The organism is Paramicrobacterium agarici (genome assembly GCF_002563955.1).
In the GTDB taxonomy this organism is placed as follows: Bacteria; Actinomycetota; Actinomycetes; order Actinomycetales; family Microbacteriaceae; genus Paramicrobacterium; species Paramicrobacterium agarici.
The window spans coordinates 2,766,434-2,786,336 of the sequence record NZ_PDJE01000001.1 but is presented as its reverse complement, the minus strand read 5'-3'; the positions used below and the strand labels follow the sequence as shown (position 1 = coordinate 2,786,336).

The following is a 19,903-nucleotide window of genomic DNA, read 5'->3' as shown; positions in this document are numbered from 1 at the left end:
AATGACCCAGCGCCCACGTGTTCGCGACCGGGTTCGCGCCAAGCGTCTGCTGCAGCGCGCCGTCGCAATTGTGGCGACGGCGGGAGCGATGACCGTGCTGAGTGCGACACCGGCGGCCGCGTTCGCCGGGGATCGCACCAGCCAGTACTGGCTCGACAGCGGATACGGCATTCAAGAGGCGTGGAAGACGACGAAGGGCAAGGGAGCCGTCATCGCCGTCATGGACACGGGAATCGGCAAGGGCCCGGCGGACTTCGCCGGTGTCACGGGCGGAATCGACGTGTCCGGGGTCGGATCGCCGGATGGGCGGACGCCTCTGGGAAGCGAAGAAGAGCGCAACCACGGCAGCTGGGTTGCCTCTCTCGCTGCGGGCCGCGGCGACGGCTCTGAAAACGAGCCTCTCGGAGTCGCGCCCGAAGCGACGTTGCTCTCGATCTCGATCGGATTTCCGTCGAGCGGCGCCACGGTGCCCTTCATCGACCAGGTCTCCGAGGGAATTCACTGGGCCGTGGACAACGGCGCGGACGTCATCAACATGTCATTCTCGACGAACACGAAAGAGTGGGATCCGTCGTGGGACGAAGCCTTCAAATACGCCCACGACAACGACGTGATCATTGTCGCGGCAGCGGGAAACCGTGGCAGCGGCACCGAGATGGTCGGTGCTCCGGCGACGATTCCCGGGGTGCTCACGGTTGCCGGTGTCGATAAATCGACGAAAGTCAGCGAGGGTGCATCGACCGAGGGCATCACGATCGGTGTTTCGGCGCCGAGTGAGGAACTGACCGGTGTCTCGGCCGACGGTACACGCGTGCAGTGGGCAGGGACCAGTGGAGCGGCACCGATCGTGGCGGGCATGGTCGCGCTGCTGCGTTCGGCGTATCCCGACATGGACGCGAACAACATCATCAACCGACTCATCAAGACGGCGCATCCGACGGAGTACCAGGGAGACGAGGTTCCCTCGTCTGACTACGGATACGGCCTTGCGAACGTCGGCGACGCCATCAACAAAGACGTCGAAACCGTCGATGCGAACCCGATGGGTAGTCTCGAGAAGTGGATCACCGTCAACAGGCGAGCGGAGGCCGAGAACGTCGAACCGCCCGTCGATACCACGAAGGTGAAGGCGCTGCCGCCGATTGAAAAGTCGAACCCGTCGGTGAATCCCTTCCTTCCCACGGCTGACACGATTCGGTACGTGAGTGTTCCTGCAGCCCTGCTTCTCGGCGCTGGTACACTGATAACGCTTGGTGCCATAGGCGCTACCCGGCATGCCAAACGGGTGGCACGCAAGAAGTAGTACGCTCGTTTGCTGTATCTGCGATTCAGTAGGAGATTATTTCACCGTGCCCAAGATTCTCGTCGTCGGCGGAGGCTACGCCGGCTTTTACACCGCATGGAAGCTCGAGAAGCACCTGCGTGCAGGAGAGGCAGAGGTCACCGTTGTTGACCCCCGTCCCTACATGACGTACCAGCCGTTCCTTCCCGAGATCGTTGCAGGCTCGATTGAGCCGCGCCACGCGATCGTTCCGCTTCGACGCCATCTCAAGCGCACCGAGGTCATCACCGCGAAGGTGACGTACATCGACCACGCCGCGAAGAAGGCGACGATCACGCCCGACGTCGGCGAGCCGTACGACTTCGAGTACGACCACGTCGTCGTCACCGGTGGCGCTGTGTCGCGCACCTTCCCGATTCCGGGACTTGCGGATCAGGGCATCGGCCTCAAGACGGTCGAAGAGGCTGTCGCCATTCGCGACAGCATGCTCGACAACTTTGCGAAGGCATCGCACTTGCCTCCTGGCCCCGAACGCGACAGGCTTCTCACGTTCGTCGTGGTCGGCGGTGGTTTCGCGGGCATTGAGGTGTTTGCAGAGATGCGCTCATTCGCGAGTGCACTGCTCAAGTTCTACCCGCAGATCGAGTTTGATGACGTCAGCTTCCACCTCGTCGAGGCCATGGGTCGCATCATGCCCGAGGTCTCGCTCGAGACGAGTCATTGGGTGCTCAAGGACCTCGCCAAGCGCGGCGCTCTTGTGCACCTCGACACGCAGTTCGCGTCGTGTGTCGACGGAAACATCGAGCTGTCAACCGGCGAGAAGTTCGAGTCAGACGTCATCGTCTGGACGGCGGGCGTCATGGCGACACCGCAGATCGTGCGTCACACCGACCTTCCGATCGAGGAGCGCGGCCGCGTCGTCACGCGCGCAGATCTGCGCGTCGGAACCGATGACGAGCCCATCGAGGGTGCGTGGGCAGCGGGTGACGTCTCGCGCGTTCCCGATCTGACCGGCGGAGGTGTCGGCGGCTACTGCGTTCCGAACGCACAGCACGCCGTGCGCCAGGGCAAGCTCCTTGCAAAGAACCTTGTCGCCGTGCTGCGCGGCGAGCAGCCGAAGGACTACATTCACAAGAACCTTGGTGCCGTCGCCGGTCTCGGACTCGGAACCGGCGTCTTCCAGTCGGGCAAGATCGCAATCAAGGGCTTCCCCGCATGGGTCATGCACCGGGGCTACCACGGGCTGGCGATGCCGACGTGGGAGCGCAAGTTCCGCGTGTTCTGGGGCTGGTGGAACAACTTCTTCCTCGGCCGCGACATCGCATCGCTCTCGGCGCTGCAGCACCCCCGTGCGGCCTTCGAGGAGTTCGCCGCACGTCCCAAGCCTCCGGCTCCGGCTGAAGACAAGCCCGAGAACAGTTCGGACGAGAAAGCCGTCGAGAAGAAGGCTGACAAGCCGGTGACGAAGAGCGCCGATAAGGCTCCGGCCAAGAAGGCGCCCGCGAAGAGCACAGCTGCGAAGAAGCCCGCTGCCAAGAAGCCGGCCGCGAAGAAGCCGGCGGCGTCGAAGGAAGCCGAGAAGGACTCCGCAGACAACGTCGCGTAGTCGAACGCGCAGCGCATGAAGGACCTGTCCCATACGGGCAGGTCCTTCTCGCAATTCCACTGCCTGGTGACGGCAATGAGGTGTGCCAGTTTCCCGTAATGTAGGGGAGCGGCCCCTATAGCCCAACAGGCAGAGGCAGGCGACTTAAAATCGCTTCAGTCTGGGTTCGAATCCCAGTGGGGGCACACCTCGCCGCGTTCTAGACTGAACAGATGCCCGAGATGAGCGATGCTGAGTTCACGCGGCTCTACGGCGAGTGGGCGGCTCGCACCCCCGCAGATGCTGGAGCCTTCTTCGCCGAATACTCGGGGACCTGGTGGGTCGCCGGTGGATGGTCGATCGAGGCGTACACCGGGGTCCCTCGCCCGCACGAAGACATGGACATCGGCGTGCTCAGGGCTGAGTTTGCCGAACTTCGACGGCACCTCCGCGGCCGCCTCGACGCGTGGACGCCGACGTACGGCACACTCACGCCGCTGCTTCCCGACGACAGGCCGGATGCCGCTGCAGACGACGTGCTCCCCGAAGGATGCGCGCAGCTCTGGACACGTGCTGATGCGGCGTCGCGCTGGGAATTCGACATTCTGCTGTCTCCGGGCGACGCGCAGACCTGGGTGTACAAGCGCGACCCTGTTGTGCGGATGCCGATGAGCGACGCCCTCTGGGAACGCGACGGCGTGCACTATCTGCGCCCCGAGATCCAACTGCTGTACAAGGCAAAGGGCGACCGCGCGAAGGACCGAGACGATCTTGCCGCGGTGATGCCGCGGCTGAGCGATGAACGGCGGTCATGGCTCGTCGACGCGCTCGCTCGCACTGCCCCGCAGCATCCATGGCTCGAGCTGCTTGACGAGCGATAGCGGCCCTGCGGCGGACAGACCCGAATGGCACCACGCGCGGTGGGCTGCGCGCTCAGCGCACGGTTGCGGCGACGAACTCGAGCGGCTCGGCGAAGAAGCGCAGCTCGTGCTCGGCCGAGATGCGGAACGCTCGCCACATCCGCTCGCGAGTCGCAGCGTCGACTTCAGCGGCGCAGCGCGTGACGACCTCGATCGCCCGTGTGCTCGCGTCGGCGAACGCCGGGTCTTCATAGGTGCGCAGCCACGGCAGGTATGGCGTGTCTGGGGCAGCGGCGGGCAGCATCCGGGTTCCGACATCGACGTAAATCCAGTAGCAGGGCAGCAGAGCAGCGATAAGCACGGCGTATGAATCGCGGGCGGCGGTCGCGGCAAGATGATCGGTGTACGCGACGGTCGCCGCTGCCTTCGCTGCAGTGTCGACGACAGACAGATCGCCGAGAAAGTGCGCATGGACGGCAGTCTCACCGGCGAGGGCATTGAGCGCTCCAGACGCCCAGAACTGCTGCTCGTCGACCGTCGGGGCAAGCGTGCTCGCCGCCGCCAGCATGCGAGAGTAGTCGCGCAGGTACAAGGTGTCTTGCACCAGGTAATGGCGGAAGGCGTCCCCTTCGAGCGTGCCATCGGTCAGCCCAGTGATGAAGCGGAGATCGTCGATGGCGCCGCGCACATCGGCGATTCCCGACCACCATTTCTCGGCAATCTGCGGTGGGGTGAGCGGTGCCGCCGCACGCCGCCAGAGCTCAGCGAAGTGGTCGACGGGACCGTTTCCGGAGCCCACGTTCAAGCGCGATCCATGACGGATGCTGTCGGCAAGCCAGCTCTTCGCCCGCTCGAGCGAGCTTGCCCATTCGGTGGTCTGCGCGAACAGCGTCGCGATCGCGGACGAGAGCGAACAGCCTGTGCCATGTGTGTTCGTCGTGTGGATGCGGGCGGTCGTGAACTCCGCGATGACACCCGACGCCGACACCAGAGCATCGCGGACAGCGTCGCCCCCAGCATGGCCGCCTTTCGCGAGCACGAGGGTGTCGAATCGTTCGGCGACGCGGGCAGCCTGAGCGAGAACCTCGGGCCACGCGCGAACGACTGGCTCGCCCGCGAGCACGGCGAGCTCGGGAACATTCGGCGTAACGAGGTCGGCGTGCCGCAGCATCCGGGCAAGCGCCTCCTCGGCCGAACGGTCAAGCAACCGGTCGCCGCTCGTGGCGACCATAACAGGATCGACCACGACCGCGGGAACCGGCGTGCGCTCAAGCCAGGCATCGACGACGTCGACGTTCTCGGCGCACGCGAGCATGCCGATCTTGACCGCGTCAATCTGAACGTCGTCGCTGACAGCATCCAGCTGCTCTGCGAGAAATTCCGGCGGGGGAGTGTGTACGGCTCGCACGCCGTGCGTGTTCTGGGCGACAAGCGCGGTGACGACGGCCATGCCGTAGCCGCCGTGCGCGGCGATGGATTTGAGGTCGGCCTGAATACCGGCGCCTCCGGACGGGTCGGTTCCGGCAATGCTGAGCACTCGCGGAATCGCCGGCGGCTGATTGCCGGTCGATGGTGCAATGTCCCCGGTGGAGCGCGGTGACGGAGAGGTGGATACACGTGTTTCTGGCGTGCGCGACATTCGCGACATCCCTTCGCTAGTACGAGCTAGATCAGGTTCGACGGGTGTGTTCTCAGCCCATGGCGGGCACCCCGTGTCACTGGTGACGGCCACTCTACCTGATGGTTGTCACGCGTCTGCATAACATCGCGTGACCGCGACGTCGAGCGGAAAATCGATCGGGAAGTCCCCGAACAGGCCCCGCCCTGCGGCCTCAGCCGCGTCGCGCACCGCGTCGGCCACGAAGTCGGCTGACTGCTCGGGTGCGTGGATCACGAGCTCGTCGTGCAGAAAGTACACGAGGTGCGGATGCTGGTCGCCGTCGACGAGAGAGAAGAGGCGATGCCGCAGCTCGGCCATCCAGCACAGCGCCCACTCGGCGGCCGTGCCCTGCGCGACGAAGTTACGCGTGAAGCGGCCCCAATCGCGAGCTGCGCCGCGCGCAGCACGCTCTTGTGCCGGCGTTGCCGACACTTGGGCTCCTGCTCGTACAGCGGCGCTCCAGGAGTCGGGCGGAAGCGGTGAGCTGCGGCCCAGCCAGGTCGTCACCTGCTCGCCGCGCTCTCCCGCTCGAGCAGCCGCCTCGACGAGCCCCGTCGCCCGGGGGTATGCCCGCACGAGCCGGGGCATGAGCCGCGCGCTTTCGCCGGTCGTGGCTCCGTAGAGCGCCCCGAGCATGGCGACCTTCGCGTGGTCCCTCGTGTCGACCGTTCCGGCGTCGACGAGCCCCTGATAGAGGTCTTTTCCGTGACCGGCAGCGGCCATCGCGGTGTCACTGGCCATGGCCGCGACGATGCGTGGTTCGAGTTGTGCGGCGTCGGCGATCACGAATGTCCAGCCGTCGTCGGCGATGACGGCCGGACGAATCTGCGTGGGCAGCTGAAGGGCGCCGCCTCCGTCTGTCGCCCACCGCCCTGTGACGACACCGGCGACGACGTATTCGGGGCGGAACCGCCCGTCGCGTACCCATTCGTCGAGCCACGCCCAGCCGTTGGCAGTCATGAGCCGCGAGAGCGACTTGTACCGCAGCAGCGGCTCGACGGCGGGATGATCGTGGCGTTGCAGCTCCCATTTGCTCGTCGAGTCCACGGGGATGCTGGCGGCGCGCAGTGCCCGCAGCAACTCGGTGTGCGAGTCGGGATTGAGCGACGGGGCACCAAGCGCGACGCGAATGCCGTTTGCGAGCTCTTCGAGCACGACGGGGCGACCGCCGAAGACCGGGCGAGGCCCGAGTGCTTCCCTGAGAATGCGCTCGTGCACGTCGCGGCGCCACGGCAGTCCGTCATGGCGAATCTCGCACGCGATCATCGCTCCGCACGACTCCGCGGCGAGCAAACGACGGAGACGACTCGGAGCGCGCGATGCTGCGACCGCTTCGCACTGACGCTGAAGCTCGGCGACGGCGTCGGGGCGCTCGCCGGGCTCCGCGAGGTCGGCGAAACCCGTCAGCGAGCCGTCATCGCCGGAGGAGGTCCAGGCAGCATCCCACGAATCTGCAGGCAGGGACGACAGGCCACCGTCCGGTGTCTCTGTCGACCGGCGAAGGATGCTGCGGCACAGCGCAAGATCGTGGCTGCGACCGAGACGCACGCCGCTGTCGATCAGCCGTGGGTACAGTTCAGCGGTGTGGGCGAACACCCAGCGGACCCCGGTGGCGTCGCGGTCTCGCAGCACCTCGAGGGCGGCATCCCACGAGACATCGCGTTCACCCGTTGGATGCCCTCGTTCATCGGCATCGACCAGGTGAAGCCCCCGGCGGTCGGCTGAGGGCTCGATCACGACGTACACGTGTCTATTCTGCTCGCACCCGCTGACACGGTGTGTCGTGTGAGGATGGAGAGATGAGAGAGATCGCCGTCACAGATCTAGCTGCCCGTGCGCAGCAGGGCACAGCCGCCATCGTCGACGTTCGCGAAGCCGACGAATGGCAGGCCGGACACGTCGAGGGCGCGGTGCATATTCCGATGTCGCAGTTCATGGAACGCGAAAGCGAACTTCCCGACGCCGAAGAGCTTCACATCATGTGCCACTCGGGCGGGCGCAGCGCGCGCGTCACGCAATACCTCGAGCAGCGTGGCATCGATGCTGTCAATGTCGATGGTGGCATTGCGGCGTGGCAGCAGGCCGGCCTGCCCATCGTTACCGGCTGACGCTAGGACGAGGAGCCAGCGAGCATCGGCTGGACATAGCGCTTCCACAGCCACACTGAGATTCCCAGGGCTGCGAAGGCGAACACGAGCGCCAGCGCCGCGAGGATGTTGCCGGTCGCGCGCCAGTTTTCGATGCTCGGTCCCAGCATGACGAACAGCGCGGTCAAGATCGCGAGCACCGAGCCGAGCCACAGCGGACGCGACCAGGCGAAGATCGCTCGACCGCTGAGCCTGCCCAACGGCACCATCATGATCGCAGCAGAGCCGATGCCGACGAGCGCTGTGATGTTCGCCGTCTCGATCAGCAGCTGTGTGAAGAAGCCGCCGCCCTGCGGCACGAGCGAGGCCAAAAGCCACGCGAACACGCCCACGAGAAACACGGCGCCGATGCGTGAGAGGGCGAGTCGGGCGAGAACGGGCCGTGACAGAACGGTCGGAACACGAACCGTGGTGACCAATGCGAACAAGAGCGCTGGGTTCAGATCGAGAATGCGCGACGCGAGCACCGCCGCGACGACAACGAGCAGCCACCGCGGGTTCATGCGCACTTCGGTGAACCCGCATTGCCAGGCGTGCGAGAGGATGCGGGGAAGCCACGCCGCTGCAGCGTTGATGATCGCCGCGGCGATGACGGCTGCGATCAGGAGCCTCAGATAGGCGGGACGTCCGTCGACCGGGTTGGCGAAGATGGTGATAGCGCCTGCGGCGACGATGCCGATGACGATCATGGCGACGCGTCCAGGAGCCGCGAGCAGCGGTGCCTTGTCGAATTCGTGCGGAGACCGGTTGCGTCCGGCAAAGACCACGGCCGAGCCCGCGGCGCGCCTGCGCGCGAGGGTGCCAGCCAGCATCCGTGCGGGAATCAGAATGAGAGCGATCGTGAGGGCCGCAAGCAAGAGCGCGCGGAACCAGCCCGCCAGCGCATCGACGCCGATCGCCGGTGGCAGCGATTCGGTGAATGGGGTCGCGTGATTCCAGGGTCCGGGGCGGTTCGGGGGCGCCGCGGGCGGAGCCGCCTCGCTCGTGTGCTCGTCGTCGCTTTCGGAGGGCTCCGGCTCTTTTTCGGTGGGCGAGGAAGACTCGTCGTCTGGAGTGTTCGTGTCGCGGCCCGGCTCGTCGGACGGCGAGTTCTTGGGCGGATCGGACGGTGACGAGGTGCTGCCGAACGTCACAGAAACCGGTGTGCCGTCACCGCTGGAGTTGCCCGCTGCATCCTGCGTGATCGCCACGATGTTCTGCGTGCCCGATTTTCGCACCTCGGGAGCCGTGCACGACCACGTCCCTGAGGAGGGAACGGTGACTTTGCACAGCGACTGCGAACCGGCGAACACGGTGACGGTCGAGCCAGGCTCGGCGCGCCCCGAAATCGTGGCGCCAGAGACCGGGATCGCCGCTCCCGCGGACGGAGAGGTGATGGTCGGTGGCTTCGGAGCCGTGAGGTCAACCGTGATGGGAACCGAAGCGCTGCTCGGGGACGTGACGGTTGTGCCGTTCCAGGTGTTGGTTTGCGTCACGACAGCCGGAGCGTGCGAGTACTCGCGATTAATGGGAATTGACCATTGCCCGTTCACTCCGGCTTGGCCCGTGTAGGTGTGGCCATCGATCGTGACCGTCACCGTGGCGTCGGTCGTGGCGCCGCTTCCGCCCAAGCCTCCGTGTCGTCCGATCAGGGTGTTGGACGCGTCGATGACCGGGGCGAAAATCACGTTGACGGTGGCATCAGCGTGGTCGGAACCTGCACCGACGATTCTCGCTTCGATTTTCTGCGGTCCCTGGGTGACCGAGACCGGTCGCGAGAATGTGGTGTCGGTGACCGAGGCCTTGAGCCAGTTCCCGTCTCCGACCCTGACTTCCACTCTGTCACCATCCCCGAGGTCCCCCGTGATGGTCCCGGTGATGTTCAAGTCGCTGCTGGTGTGACGGGGATCGACCGTGAGATCGATCGTTGGTGCCGCCGACGTTGGCGGGGGTGCTGTCGCGTCGTCCGTCGGGGGCGTGTACGCGTCGTCGTCCGGCTGCGCGGCGAGAGACTCAGACGGTGCAGAGGCGAATGCGGGGCTCGGAGCGGCGAGTGGAAGTGCCAGCGCTGCCATCGCGATGAGTGTGAAAAGCAGGAACCGCCATCGAGCACGCGATCGTGCCGGAACGCCCGGCGCGATTGTATGTGCTGTGTGTGTGAAAGTCCGCCCCACTTCACCATCCATTCACGGCGATCACATAGGTGAAGTCAAGCTGCCACGGCGCTTTATGACGCGCTTCTCAGCGCTGCTTCAGCATCCGGCCGTCTCCCGGCCCCAGCAGCTTCTTCGCGCCGCTGACGAACGCCGATATCGTGTCAGAAGACGAAAGGCACTCAATGGCGATTTCCCTGACCGCGAATGAGCGCACGGGCGCGAACCCGGCTCCCTGGCGTTCCCCTGAGCTCTACTGGGCGAACCTCGACAGGGTCACGGAGGGCGAAGATCCTCCATTCGGCGTGCTCCAGCTTGACGCACTGAGATTCAACGCCCATGACATGATCCGCCGCGCCTCGGGCACGCCGATTCGCATCGCCAGCAAGTCAGTGCGCGTTCGCTCGATTCTGGATGCTGCGCTCGCGCTGCCCGGGTTTGACGGCGTACTCGCCTACACGCTCCCCGAGGCGCTGTGGCTCGCCGAATCGATCGACGACGTCGTCGTGGGATACCCCACGGCACACCGCGGTGCCATTGCGCAGCTGGCAGAATCAGAAACCCTCGCTTCCCGCGTGACTCTCATGGTCGACAGCCCGGAGCACCTCGACGTCATTGACGCGGTCGTTCCGCCGGAAAAACGACCGGCCATTCAGGTGTGTCTCGAACTCGACGCGTCGTGGGACGCCCCGGCGCCGCTCGGCCGGCTCGGAACATGGCGGTCGCCCATCCACTCGCCGCAAGCCGCACGTTCTCTCGCCGAGTACATTGTGGAGCGTCCAGGATTCGAACTCGTCGGCATGATGGCATACGAGGGGCAGATTGCCGGCGTGCCAGACCAAGCAGCGGGAAAGGCCGCGATGAACACCGTGGTGAGCTGGGTCAAACGACGCTCGCGGGCCGAACTCATGGAGCGCAGGGGAGAAGCGGTCGCTCTCGTGCGAGACGTCGCCGACCTGCGCTTCGTGAACGGCGGCGGCACGGGTTCTCTCGAGAGCACGTCGAACGATGACTCCGTCACGGAGATCGCGGCGGGCAGCGGCTTGTTCGCCGGGCACCTCTTCGACGGCTTCGAGGCGTTCGATCCTGCCCCGGCAGCATCCTTCGCCCTTCCCGTCGTGCGCAAACCGCGTCACGACATGGCGACCATTCTCGGCGGCGGCTGGATCGCCTCTGGTCCGCCGGGGGAAGAGCGGTTGCCGAAGGCCGTCTGGCCCGAGGGTCTGCGCATGATGCCGCGTGAGATGGCCGGAGAAGTGCAGACTCCTGTCGAGGGCGGTGCCGCTGCCTCTCTCGCGCTGGGGGACCGCGTGTGGTTTCGGCACAACAAATCCGGTGAGCTCAGCGAGCGCCTCAACGAGTTTCTCGTCGTGGACAGCGAAGGCATTGTCGACCGCGTTCCGACCTACCGCGGCGAAGGAAAGGCGTTCCTATGACATCGACGGGCGAGATCTGGCGCAATTGGGGGCGCACCGAGAAGGCGAAGCCCATCAGGGTCGAGCGGCCGCGAACAGCGAGCGCTGTTCAGCGCGCCGTCGTCGCGGCAGCGGGAAGCGGCATCCCGATCAAAGCCGTCGGCGCGAGCCACAGTTTCAGCGGAATCGCCGCTCCCGCCGGTGTGCTGCTCGAACTCGACGATCTGACCGGACTGATCGACGTCGATGAGCGCGAGAGGCTCGCGACGTTCTCGGCCGGTACGCGACTGCGTGATATTCCGCGACTGCTCGCGCGGCACGGACTCGCCATGGAGAACCTCGGAGACATCGACAGCCAGTCGATCGCCGGGGCCATCTCGACGGGAACACACGGAACAGGGGCGGCGTTTCGGGGACTGGCCGCACAAGTCGCGGGTGCCACCCTGGTGACGGGAACCGGTGAGATCATGCGGGTGGATGCCGACAGCACCCCCGAGCTTCTGCCCGCCGTAGCGCTCAGCCTCGGCGCCCTCGGCATTCTCGTCGACGTCACCGTACGCTGCGTTCCGGCCTTCGACCTCGCCGCCGTCGAGAAGCCGGAGCGCCTCGACGATGTTCTCGACACTCTCGATGAGCGCGTCGCGCGCGCCGACCACTTCGAGTTCTACTGGTTTCCGCACACGGAGACCGCGTTAACGAAGACGAATACCAGGATGCCGTCAGGCGCCGCTCGCCGCCCACTGCCTCCCGTGAAGCGCTGGCTCGATGACACTGTCGTCTCCAACGGGCTCTTTCGCGTGACGTGCGGACTGGGGTCGGCTGTCCCTGCGGTCACTCCCACCGTCAACCGGCTGGCCGACAAGCTCACGGGCAACCGGGAGTTCACCGACGCCTCGCACCGCGTCTTCACGACCAAGCGCACCGTGCGCTTTGCCGAAATGGAGTATGCCCTGCCCGCCGAGCACGTGGCAGCGGCTCTTCGCGAGGTGAAAGAGCTCATCGACCGGTCGGGGTGGACGGTCTCCTTTCCCGTCGAAGTTCGCTTCGCAGCATCCGACAATCTGTGGATGTCCACGGCAACCGGACGCGAGACGGGGTACATCGCGGTGCACCGCTACGCTCGCGAGAGCCCCGCAGAGTACTTCAGGGCAGTGGAGGCGATCATGCGCGGGCTCGGTGGCCGCCCGCACTGGGGAAAGATGCACTGGCGCGATGCCGAGAGCCTGCGCGAGAGCTATCCGCGATTCGACGATTTCGCCGCCGTGCGTGACCGGCTCGATCCCGCACGGCTGTTTCGCAACGCGTACCTTGACCGGGTACTCGGACCCTGAGAATGGCGAGTGCGAACCGCGGGGCACGGCGAATTCGCCGGTGAAGCTCAGAATGATCGCCGTAGACTGTGATCACGCGGCTTCGTTCGAACCGCACACAGCATAAAGGGAGTACGCAACAGCATGGAATGGCTCATTCCCGTTCTCATCGTCGTGGCGCTCGTCGTCATCATCGGAATCTACCTCTGGGTGACGTACAACTCGCTCGTGACCCTCGGTGTTCGCGTCAACGAGGCATGGAGCGACATCACCGTGCAGCTCAAGCGACGCGCCGACCTGATTCCCAACATCATCGAAGCGGTGAAGGGCTACGCGGCTCACGAGAAGTCTGTCTTCGAGAACGTCACCGAGGCGCGCGCTGAAACGCTGAATGCGCACGGACCGGCTGAAGCATCCGCCGCCGAGAATCACATGCAGCAGGCTCTCAAGTCGATCTTCGCCGTGGCAGAGGCGTATCCGCAGCTGCAGGCGAGCAACAACTTTCTGCAGCTGCAGAGCGAGCTTGTCGACACGGAAGACAAGATCCAGGCCTCGCGTCGCTTCTACAACGGGGGAGTGCGCGAGCTGAACACGAAGATCAAGGTCTTCCCGAACAACCTCTTCGCGAAGAACCTCGGATTCGAGCTTCGGGAGTTCTTCGAGGTGACCGACAGCGCAGCCATCGCCGAGCCGCCGCGCATTCAGTTTTGACGCCCCGCAGCGCCTGACGCTCGAAGCGCCGGCCTCATACGTGGCTCATTGCCTTCGAAAGGGCATCGATGTATCGCGCTATCCGAAAGAACAAGATCAACACCGTCGTGATCATCATCGGATTCCTTGTGCTCATCGGCGCGCTCGGCGCCCTCGCCGGCTACGTGTACAACAGCTGGACGATCACGATCGTGGTTCTCGTGGTCGCAAGCGGCTACGCGCTGCTTCAGTACTTCATGGCGTCATCGCAAGCTCTCGCCATCAGCGGGGGAAAGCAGATCCAGAAGGCAGATAATCCGCGGCTCTACCGAATCGTCGAGAACCTCAGCATCGCGACAGGCACGCCGATGCCCAAGGTGTACGTTATCGACGACCCTGCACCAAACGCCTTCGCGACGGGCAGGGATCCCGAGCACGCGTCCGTCGCTGCGACGACGGGGCTTCTCGAGATCATGACGGACTCCGAACTCGAGGGCGTCATGGCCCACGAACTCGGCCACGTTCGCAATTACGACATTCGTGTGTCGATGATCGTGTTCGGCCTCGTCGTCGCGATCGGCTTCATCGCGGACATGTTCCTGCGCATGATGTGGTTCGGCGGAGGGCGCGGCAACAATCGCGGGGGAGGCGGCAACCCCATCATTATGATCTTCGGCATCGTCGCGATGCTGATCGCTCCACTCGTCGCTATGCTCGTGCAGCTCGCCGTGTCGCGCCAGCGCGAGTATCTCGCCGACGCGACCGGCGCACTGACGACGAGGCACCCAGACGCCCTTGCGAGCGCGCTGCTCAAGCTTGATGCACACGCACGCCCGATGAAGCGTCAGAACACCTCCATGGCGCACCTGTGGATCAACGACCCGCAGAAGAAACCGGGAGTTGCCAAGCGCCTGATGAGTTCGCACCCGCCGATTCCCGACCGCGTCGAGCGCTTGCGCTCCATGGGCGGGAGCTTCTAAGCAGAACGGGGGCCGGTCCAGTGGACCGACCCCCGTTGGGAATCGCTGATGCTCGGTTGGCGGTTTACCAGAACTCGAGCGTGACCTTGTCGCCGTCGACGGCGATGTCGCCGTAGAAGGTCCAGTAGGTGCGCGGTTCGAGGTCACCCGTGATGCTCTCGCCCGAGTAGTTCTTGCCCGTGACGGTGTACTTGATTTCGCCGCCCTCGGTCTCGAAGCTGCGTCCGGACTCGTCGACGGTCACCGTCGGGTACTCAACGACCTCGCGCTGCACCTTGGAAACCTCCGACATGCCGATCACGTACGTGACGTCCATGTCGCAGTTCTCGTCGACCTCCTTCGAGGTCTCCTTGGCGCACTCGTCGATCATGGCGTTGAGCTGGCTCTGAACCTCTTCGGTCAGCGCGTCGGTCGGCTTCAAGTTGAGCTCGATCGAGCTGTAGCTGGCCTTCGAGCCGGTTCCGGCGACGAACGTCTGGTCCTCAGCCGAGAACCACTTGCTCTCCGGAGCGCTCACCGTGTAGATGCCGGGGTAGGCCTGCAGAATGCCCTCTTCGCCGAAGTCGACGTTGACGCCGTTGACCGTGGCCTCGGTGCCCTGCGAGATGTACGCGGCGACGTCGACGAGCAGCGGCTTGTCGATCTTCCAGTCGTCGAAGAAGACGGCCTGCTTGCCCTGCTTGCTGAGGGTCAGGGTGCCGTCGTAGGTCGTGCCGTCCAGCTTGTAGCTGAAGGCAACGCGTGCGCTGTCGCCCTGCGTCGAGGTCTTCGTGACCTTCGGGTCGCTGATGCGGGAGTCCTTCTCTTTGAGCACCTTGTCGCTCAGCAGAGCTGCCTTCTCCTTCTTGAGCCCCGTGTCGACCATCTTGTTGGCCTCTTTGGCGTTGCCCGAGGCGATCGTTGTGAGGTACTTGTCAACGACAGCCTGAGGCCCGTACTGCGAACCGTTGATGACGTTGATGACGACCGTGGCCACGATGAGCAGAACGACAACGGCGGCAGCGATCGAACTGATCAGAATGATCTTCTTCTTGTTCGGATTCGGCGCGGCGGGCGCTGCGGCACCGTAGGCACCGGCGGGGTAGGCGCCGCCCTGCGGAGCGTACTGCCCCTGAGGCTGCTGTGCGTTTGCGTACTGCCCCTGCGGAGCGTACTGCCCCTGTGGAGCGTGCTGGCCCTGGGGAGTGTACTGGCCCTGCGGGTACTGTCCCTGGGGCTGCTGCGCGTTGGCGTCAGGCTGTCCCTGCGGGGTGTACTGACCGCCTTGCGGGGTGTACTGGCCACCCTGCGGCGAATACTGTCCATCCTGGGGCGAGTACTGGCCACCCTGTGGTGAGTACGACGCACCCTGGTCGCCGTGAGGCGGCTGGGCGCCTCCCGTGTTGTCTGCCGGGTTGCCCCCCTGAGCGCCCGGTGCGTTTTCGTCCGTAGCCATGTTGTGTCACTTCCCCTTCAGAATGAATGTGATAGCAGTAAAGTTACCAGCGCAGGTGAGGCGCGGCACTGGGGAGAACTGCCCATTACGACGCGCGTCGTCACGCAGAGTCATGCCGAGGCGCGGTGAGTGTTCGCGCCAGAGCATCGGACAAGTCTCCTCGTGTGCCGACGGTGATCGAATCGTGTTCTTGCCAGTGCGCTGCGGCGCGCAACACCTGTGAGAGTCTCTCAACAGTATCAGCAGGGGCATCGGGCTCCGCCCACGCCGATTGCACCCTCAAGACGCGTGCCTGCCTGTCGCTCTTCAAATCGACGCGTGCGGCGAGGCGGTCTCCGATCAGCACGGGCAACACGTAGTAGCCGTGCACGCGTTTGTGGCGGGGCGTGTAGATTTCGATGCGGTAGTGAAAGTCGAAGAGCCTCTCGGCGCGCTGCCTCGACCACACGACAGGATCGAACGGCGAGAGCAGAGCGTCTGCGCTGACGGATCGCGGGCGCACCTGACCCGCCGGCATCCATGCGTCAAGGTTTCGAGTGCCTCGGCGCCACCCGTCGACGTGAACGGACGTCAGCTCACCTGCCTCATGCAGCTCTCGGATCGCCTGCGCGGTCAGAGCGGACGGCAGCCGGTAGTAATCGGCGAGATCGGATGCTGTCGCAACGCCCGTTGCGCGCGCGGCACGACGAACAAGCTCGCGAATCGCGTCGTCGCGCGGCACCTCGGCACCCAAGACGTGATCGGGGAGTACCTGCTCTGCGAGCGCGTAACGGCGCTCGAACGTTGTCGAACGCCCGGCGACGGCAACCTCGCCCCAGCGGAACAGTGTCTCAAGCGCGTGTTTCACGGCAGACCAGTCCCACCACGGGCCGCGTCGACGTTCAGCATCCGTCTCAATGTCGCGCACATACAAAGGACCCCGCGCGGCGAGTTCGCTGCGCACCCACTCAAGCTCTGCCTTGTGTGCGTTCGCCCACGACTCCTCATCGGCGAGGTCGCGCTCTCGCAGCATCCGCATCTTCCACGCCCAGAGCGGCAGATCGTCTGTGCGGAGGAACGTCGCCTCGTGCGCCCACCACTCGGTGACGCGCTTGGGTCTGCGGTGCGTGAGGGCATCGAGCGCGGACTTGTCGTAGGGGCCGAGGCGCGCGAAGACGGGGAGATAGTGGCTGCGCTCGAAGACGTTCACTGAGTCGATCTGAAGAACGCCGAGAGACTCGAGCATGCTCGTGAAGGTACGCGTGCCGGGGCGTGCCCGCCGTGGCCGGGCGAACCCCTGTGCGGCAAGCGCGATGCGCCTCGCCGCATCGCGGGAAATCGTCTGTGACATCGAGATGACGGTATCAGCGGACACCGACATTCGCGCCGCAGCAACGTATGCCGAGCCACATGTGGCGGCATCGTAGACTGAGACGCGTGTCGGAATCCCGCAGGCCCCGGTGGTGGGCGCGCTTGTTCGGACGCCCCGTGCCCGAGCACGCCCCGGCTCAGCCTGAGCCCGAGCGTCACGTGTCGTCAGACGAGATCGTCGACACCGTACCTCCGGGCATTCGCATCGCCGCGGCGTGGAGCTGGCGCCTCATCGTCATCGCGATCGCCACGGCCATCGTGGTCTTTCTCATTGTTCAGCTGCGGTTGATCGTCATTCCCGTCTTGATCGCGGTGCTGCTCTCGGCGCTCGTGATGCCGCTCGTGAGTTTTCTCGTCTCGCATCGATGGAACCGGGGCGTCGCCGTCGCCGTCGCCATGATTGTCGCCATGGGGGCGGTCAGTGCGCTCGTCTGGCTCGTCGTGTGGCAGATCGGCGCGCAAGCGGGCGAGGTGCGCGCGCGAACCCTGGAGTCCGTCGAATCGTTCAAGGCCTTTCTGCTGCACTCGCCGCTGCATCTCACCGACAATCGCCTCGGTGAGATCTTCGACGACGTCTGGGCGAGCATCCAGCAGGACACGAGCGCGATTCTCTCGGGAGCGCTGTCGATCGGCACGACGTTCGGGCACCTCGCCGCCGGCGTCCTGCTCGCCCTCTTCTCGCTGCTGTTCATTCTCATCGACGGCAAGAACATCTGGAAGTGGCTCTTGTTGTTCGTTCCGAGGCGAGCGCGCGCCGCTGTCGACGGGGCGGGTCAGGCAGGCTGGACCACTCTCGAGAACTTCACGCGAACGCAGATTCTCGTCGCATCGATCGACGCCGTCGGCATCGGTCTCGGCGCGTTCATTCTCGGACTGCCCCTTGCGATACCGATCGGCGTACTCGTCTTCCTCGGCGCTTTCGTGCCGATTGTCGGTGCCATTCTGACCGGCGCTGTCGCTGTGTTCATCGCCCTCGTGTACAACGGGCCGATCATCGCCGTCATCATGCTCGGCGTCGTGCTGCTCGTGCAGCAGGTCGAAGGGCACGTTCTGCAGCCGCTGCTCATGGGCACGGCTGTCAAGGTCCACCCGCTCGGCGTCGTCCTGGTGGTCACGGGCGGTTCGCTCGTCGCGGGAATTCCAGGCGCGCTCTTCGCCGTGCCGGTAGCCGCGGTCGTGAATGTCGTGATCGGCTATATCGGCTCTGGCGCGTGGAAAGACCCCGCAGCAACGTTCAAGGCCGATCTCATCTGGCGCACCGTTCCCGCCGAGGGGCGCTTGCGCCGCGAAACTCCGTCCACAGACAAGGAATAGCGAATGCCGCACACGATCCCCTCGCTCAGCTCCATCGAGCACGCGCAACAGCTGGTCTCCCGCGTCGCCCAGCACACGCCGATGGAGAGCTCCCGCTATCTCGCCGATCTTCTCGGTCAGCCCGTGTACCTCAAGTGCGAGAATCTTCAGCGCACCGGGTCGTACAAGATCAGGGGAGCGTTCAATCGGCTTGCTCAGCTGACCGACGAGGAGAAGGCACGCGGTGTCGTGGCCGCCTCTGCCGGAAACCATGCGCAGGGGGTCGCGTTCGCCGCCCGCGAGCTCGGCATCGCCGCGACCATCTTCATGCCGGTCGGCGTGCCTCTGCCCAAGCTGCAGGCGACGCGCCACTACGGCGCAGACGTGGTTCTTCGCGGGCACACGGTGACGGAGCCGCTGCAGGCTGCGGCGGAGCACGCCGAGAAGACGGGGGCGGTGCTCATTCCGCCGTTCGACCACGCCGATGTCGTGACAGGTCAGGGAACACTCGGTCTCGAGATTCTCGATGATGTTCCGGATGCTGCCACGATCGTCGTTCCGATCGGAGGCGGCGGTCTCATCGCCGGAGTGGCCGCAGCGGCGAAGCAGCGCGCGCGAGACGAGGGGCGCGAGATTCGCATCGTCGGCGTGCAGTCGCAGAACGCCGCGGCGTACCCGCCGTCGCTCGCCGAAGGACACCCCGTCGACATCGAGATCCAGCCGACCATCGCGGACGGCATCGCGGTCAGCCGCCCAGGCACGCTCAACTTCGATCTCATTCAGCAGCTCGTCGACGATGTCGTCACCGTCACAGAAGACGAAATCGCCAAGGCGCTGCTGATGCTTCTCGAGCGCGCGAAGCTCGTCGTGGAACCCGCGGGCGCGGTGAGCGTCGCCGCGATCATCGAAGGCAGGGTCAACGCGACGGGGCCGACGGTGGCGATCCTCTCCGGGGGCAACATCGATCCGCTGCTGATGCAGCGCGTCGTCGCTCACGGTCTGTCGGCCGCCGACCGCTACATGACGCTGCGCATTCCGCTTCCCGACCGTCCAGGGCAGCTTGCGCGCATCGCCGAGATTCTGGCGAGCGCGAACGCGAACGTCGTCGAGGTGCTGCACACGCGGCACGGCACCGGCATGCAGATCAGCGAGGTGATGATCGACTTGAGCGTCGAGACGCGGGGCGCCGACCACAAGTCCAGCGTCGTCGAGACGCTGCGCTCGGCCGGCTACGACCCCGCGATCGTGGAGGGCTGAGCGTCAGGGCGTGTATGCCTCGACACCCGTGATCTCCACGGAGATCGACTTGCCGTTGGGCGCCTCGTAGCTGGTCTTGTCGCCGACCTTGAGCCCGATGATGGCACCGCCGAGGGGGCTCTGCTCGCTGTACACGTCGAGTTCGGAATCGCCGGCGATCTCGCGGCTGCCGAGCAGGAACTTCTCTTCGCCTCCCGCGACGACGGCGCTGATCACGGTCCCCGGCTGCACGGTGCCGTCGGCCTCTGGAGCCTCGCTGACCGTGGCGGTGCGCAGCAGCTCCGTCAGCGTGCGAATGCGCGCTTCTTGCTTGCCCTGTTCATCTTTCGCGGCGTGATAGCCGCCGTTCTCCTTGAGGTCTCCCTCTTCGCGCGCCGCCTCGATGCGTTTGGCGATCTCGTCGCGCCCGACCGTCGACAGGTGCTCAAGTTCTGCCTGGAGGCGGTCGTATGCCTCCTGCGTGAGGAACGTGACCTGTGATGCATCAGTCATTGGGAACTCCCTAAC

The 19,903-nt window shown here is 65.2% G+C and carries 16 protein-coding genes, 1 tRNA gene and 1 riboswitch; of the genes, 11 read left to right on the top strand and 6 right to left on the bottom strand.

Going from position 1 to position 19,903, the window contains the following annotated elements; all coding sequences use genetic code 11:
* Position 1: 1 nt before the first annotated feature.
* The 4 genes from ATJ78_RS13660 to ATJ78_RS15905 all read left to right on the top strand — a co-directional run bounded on the left by ATJ78_RS13660 (position 2) and on the right by ATJ78_RS15905 (position 3,748).
* The gene (locus ATJ78_RS13660; RefSeq protein WP_245836330.1) at positions 2-1,303 is read left to right on the top strand and encodes a S8 family peptidase; all 1,302 of its coding nucleotides are present in this window, start codon (positions 2-4) and stop codon (positions 1,301-1,303) included.
* 46 nt (positions 1,304-1,349) lie between these two features.
* Complete coding sequence (locus ATJ78_RS13655) at positions 1,350-2,888, top strand: NAD(P)/FAD-dependent oxidoreductase (protein WP_098408744.1); 1,539 nt, start codon at positions 1,350-1,352, stop codon at positions 2,886-2,888.
* Between the two features lie 111 nt (positions 2,889-2,999).
* A tRNA-Leu gene (locus tag ATJ78_RS13650) sits at positions 3,000-3,073 on the top strand.
* Positions 3,074-3,100: 27 nt separating this feature from the next.
* Complete coding sequence (locus tag ATJ78_RS15905) at positions 3,101-3,748, top strand: nucleotidyltransferase domain-containing protein (RefSeq protein WP_156088595.1); 648 nt, start codon at positions 3,101-3,103, stop codon at positions 3,746-3,748.
* Positions 3,749-3,800: 52 nt separating this feature from the next.
* Here the strand turns inward: ATJ78_RS15905 and thiD are convergent, their stop codons facing one another.
* Together thiD and ATJ78_RS13635 are read right to left on the bottom strand one after the other, a co-directional pair.
* On the bottom strand, positions 3,801-5,366 hold the full coding sequence (gene thiD, locus ATJ78_RS13640) for a bifunctional hydroxymethylpyrimidine kinase/phosphomethylpyrimidine kinase (RefSeq protein ID WP_098408743.1): 1,566 nt from the start codon (positions 5,364-5,366) through the stop codon (positions 3,801-3,803).
* A riboswitch (TPP riboswitch) is annotated at positions 5,358-5,450 on the bottom strand. (Overlaps the previous gene by 9 nt.)
* A 24-nt stretch (positions 5,451-5,474) precedes the next feature.
* On the bottom strand, positions 5,475-7,133 hold the full coding sequence (locus tag ATJ78_RS13635) for a bifunctional 3'-5' exonuclease/DNA polymerase (RefSeq protein WP_245836329.1): 1,659 nt from the start codon (positions 7,131-7,133) through the stop codon (positions 5,475-5,477).
* 53 nt (positions 7,134-7,186) lie between these two features.
* On the opposite strand from ATJ78_RS13635, the gene ATJ78_RS13630 reads away from it, so the two are divergent.
* The gene (locus tag ATJ78_RS13630; protein WP_098408742.1) at positions 7,187-7,495 is read left to right on the top strand and encodes a rhodanese-like domain-containing protein; all 309 of its coding nucleotides are present in this window, start codon (positions 7,187-7,189) and stop codon (positions 7,493-7,495) included.
* Between the two features lie 2 nt (positions 7,496-7,497).
* On the opposite strand, the gene ATJ78_RS13625 is transcribed toward ATJ78_RS13630, so the two are convergent.
* On the bottom strand, positions 7,498-9,588 hold the full coding sequence (locus tag ATJ78_RS13625; RefSeq protein ID WP_098408741.1) for an Ig-like domain-containing protein: 2,091 nt from the start codon (positions 9,586-9,588) through the stop codon (positions 7,498-7,500).
* A gap of 263 nt (positions 9,589-9,851) precedes the next feature.
* Between ATJ78_RS13625 and ATJ78_RS13620 the strand changes: the two genes are divergently transcribed.
* From ATJ78_RS13620 to ATJ78_RS13605, 4 genes are all read left to right on the top strand, one after another.
* Positions 9,852-11,102: an amino acid deaminase/aldolase gene (locus ATJ78_RS13620; protein ID WP_098408740.1), complete on the top strand. Its 1,251-nt coding sequence runs from the start codon at positions 9,852-9,854 to the stop codon at positions 11,100-11,102.
* Entirely contained in the window at positions 11,099-12,412 is a 1,314-nt protein-coding gene (locus ATJ78_RS13615) for a D-arabinono-1,4-lactone oxidase (RefSeq protein WP_098408739.1), read from the top strand. Before ATJ78_RS13620 ends, ATJ78_RS13615 begins: the two co-directional genes overlap by 4 nt.
* A gap of 123 nt (positions 12,413-12,535) precedes the next feature.
* Positions 12,536-13,102, top strand: a complete 567-nt coding sequence (locus ATJ78_RS13610) for a LemA family protein (protein ID WP_098408738.1) — start codon at positions 12,536-12,538, stop codon at positions 13,100-13,102.
* A 68-nt stretch (positions 13,103-13,170) separates the two neighbouring features.
* Positions 13,171-14,061, top strand: a complete 891-nt coding sequence (locus ATJ78_RS13605; protein WP_098408737.1) for a M48 family metalloprotease — start codon at positions 13,171-13,173, stop codon at positions 14,059-14,061.
* Positions 14,062-14,125: 64 nt separating this feature from the next.
* Here ATJ78_RS13605 and ATJ78_RS13600 read toward each other — a convergent pair whose 3' ends face one another.
* Together ATJ78_RS13600 and ATJ78_RS13595 are read right to left on the bottom strand one after the other, a co-directional pair.
* On the bottom strand, positions 14,126-15,496 hold the full coding sequence (locus tag ATJ78_RS13600) for a zinc ribbon domain-containing protein (RefSeq protein WP_098408736.1): 1,371 nt from the start codon (positions 15,494-15,496) through the stop codon (positions 14,126-14,128).
* A gap of 100 nt (positions 15,497-15,596) precedes the next feature.
* Complete coding sequence (locus tag ATJ78_RS13595; protein WP_098409393.1) at positions 15,597-16,826, bottom strand: winged helix-turn-helix domain-containing protein; 1,230 nt, start codon at positions 16,824-16,826, stop codon at positions 15,597-15,599.
* Between the two features lie 86 nt (positions 16,827-16,912).
* Between ATJ78_RS13595 and ATJ78_RS13590 the strand changes: the two genes are divergently transcribed.
* Positions 16,913-18,160, top strand: a complete 1,248-nt coding sequence (locus ATJ78_RS13590) for an AI-2E family transporter (RefSeq protein WP_245836328.1) — start codon at positions 16,913-16,915, stop codon at positions 18,158-18,160.
* Positions 18,161-18,163: 3 nt separating this feature from the next.
* The gene (gene ilvA, locus ATJ78_RS13585) at positions 18,164-19,396 is read left to right on the top strand and encodes a threonine ammonia-lyase (protein ID WP_098408734.1); all 1,233 of its coding nucleotides are present in this window, start codon (positions 18,164-18,166) and stop codon (positions 19,394-19,396) included.
* A gap of 3 nt (positions 19,397-19,399) precedes the next feature.
* Here the strand turns inward: ilvA and greA are convergent, their stop codons facing one another.
* Positions 19,400-19,888 carry a transcription elongation factor GreA gene (gene greA, locus ATJ78_RS13580; protein ID WP_098408733.1) on the bottom strand — a complete coding sequence of 163 codons (489 nt, stop codon included), beginning with the start codon at positions 19,886-19,888 and terminating at the stop codon, positions 19,400-19,402.
* Between the last annotated feature and the right edge of the window lie 15 nt (positions 19,889-19,903).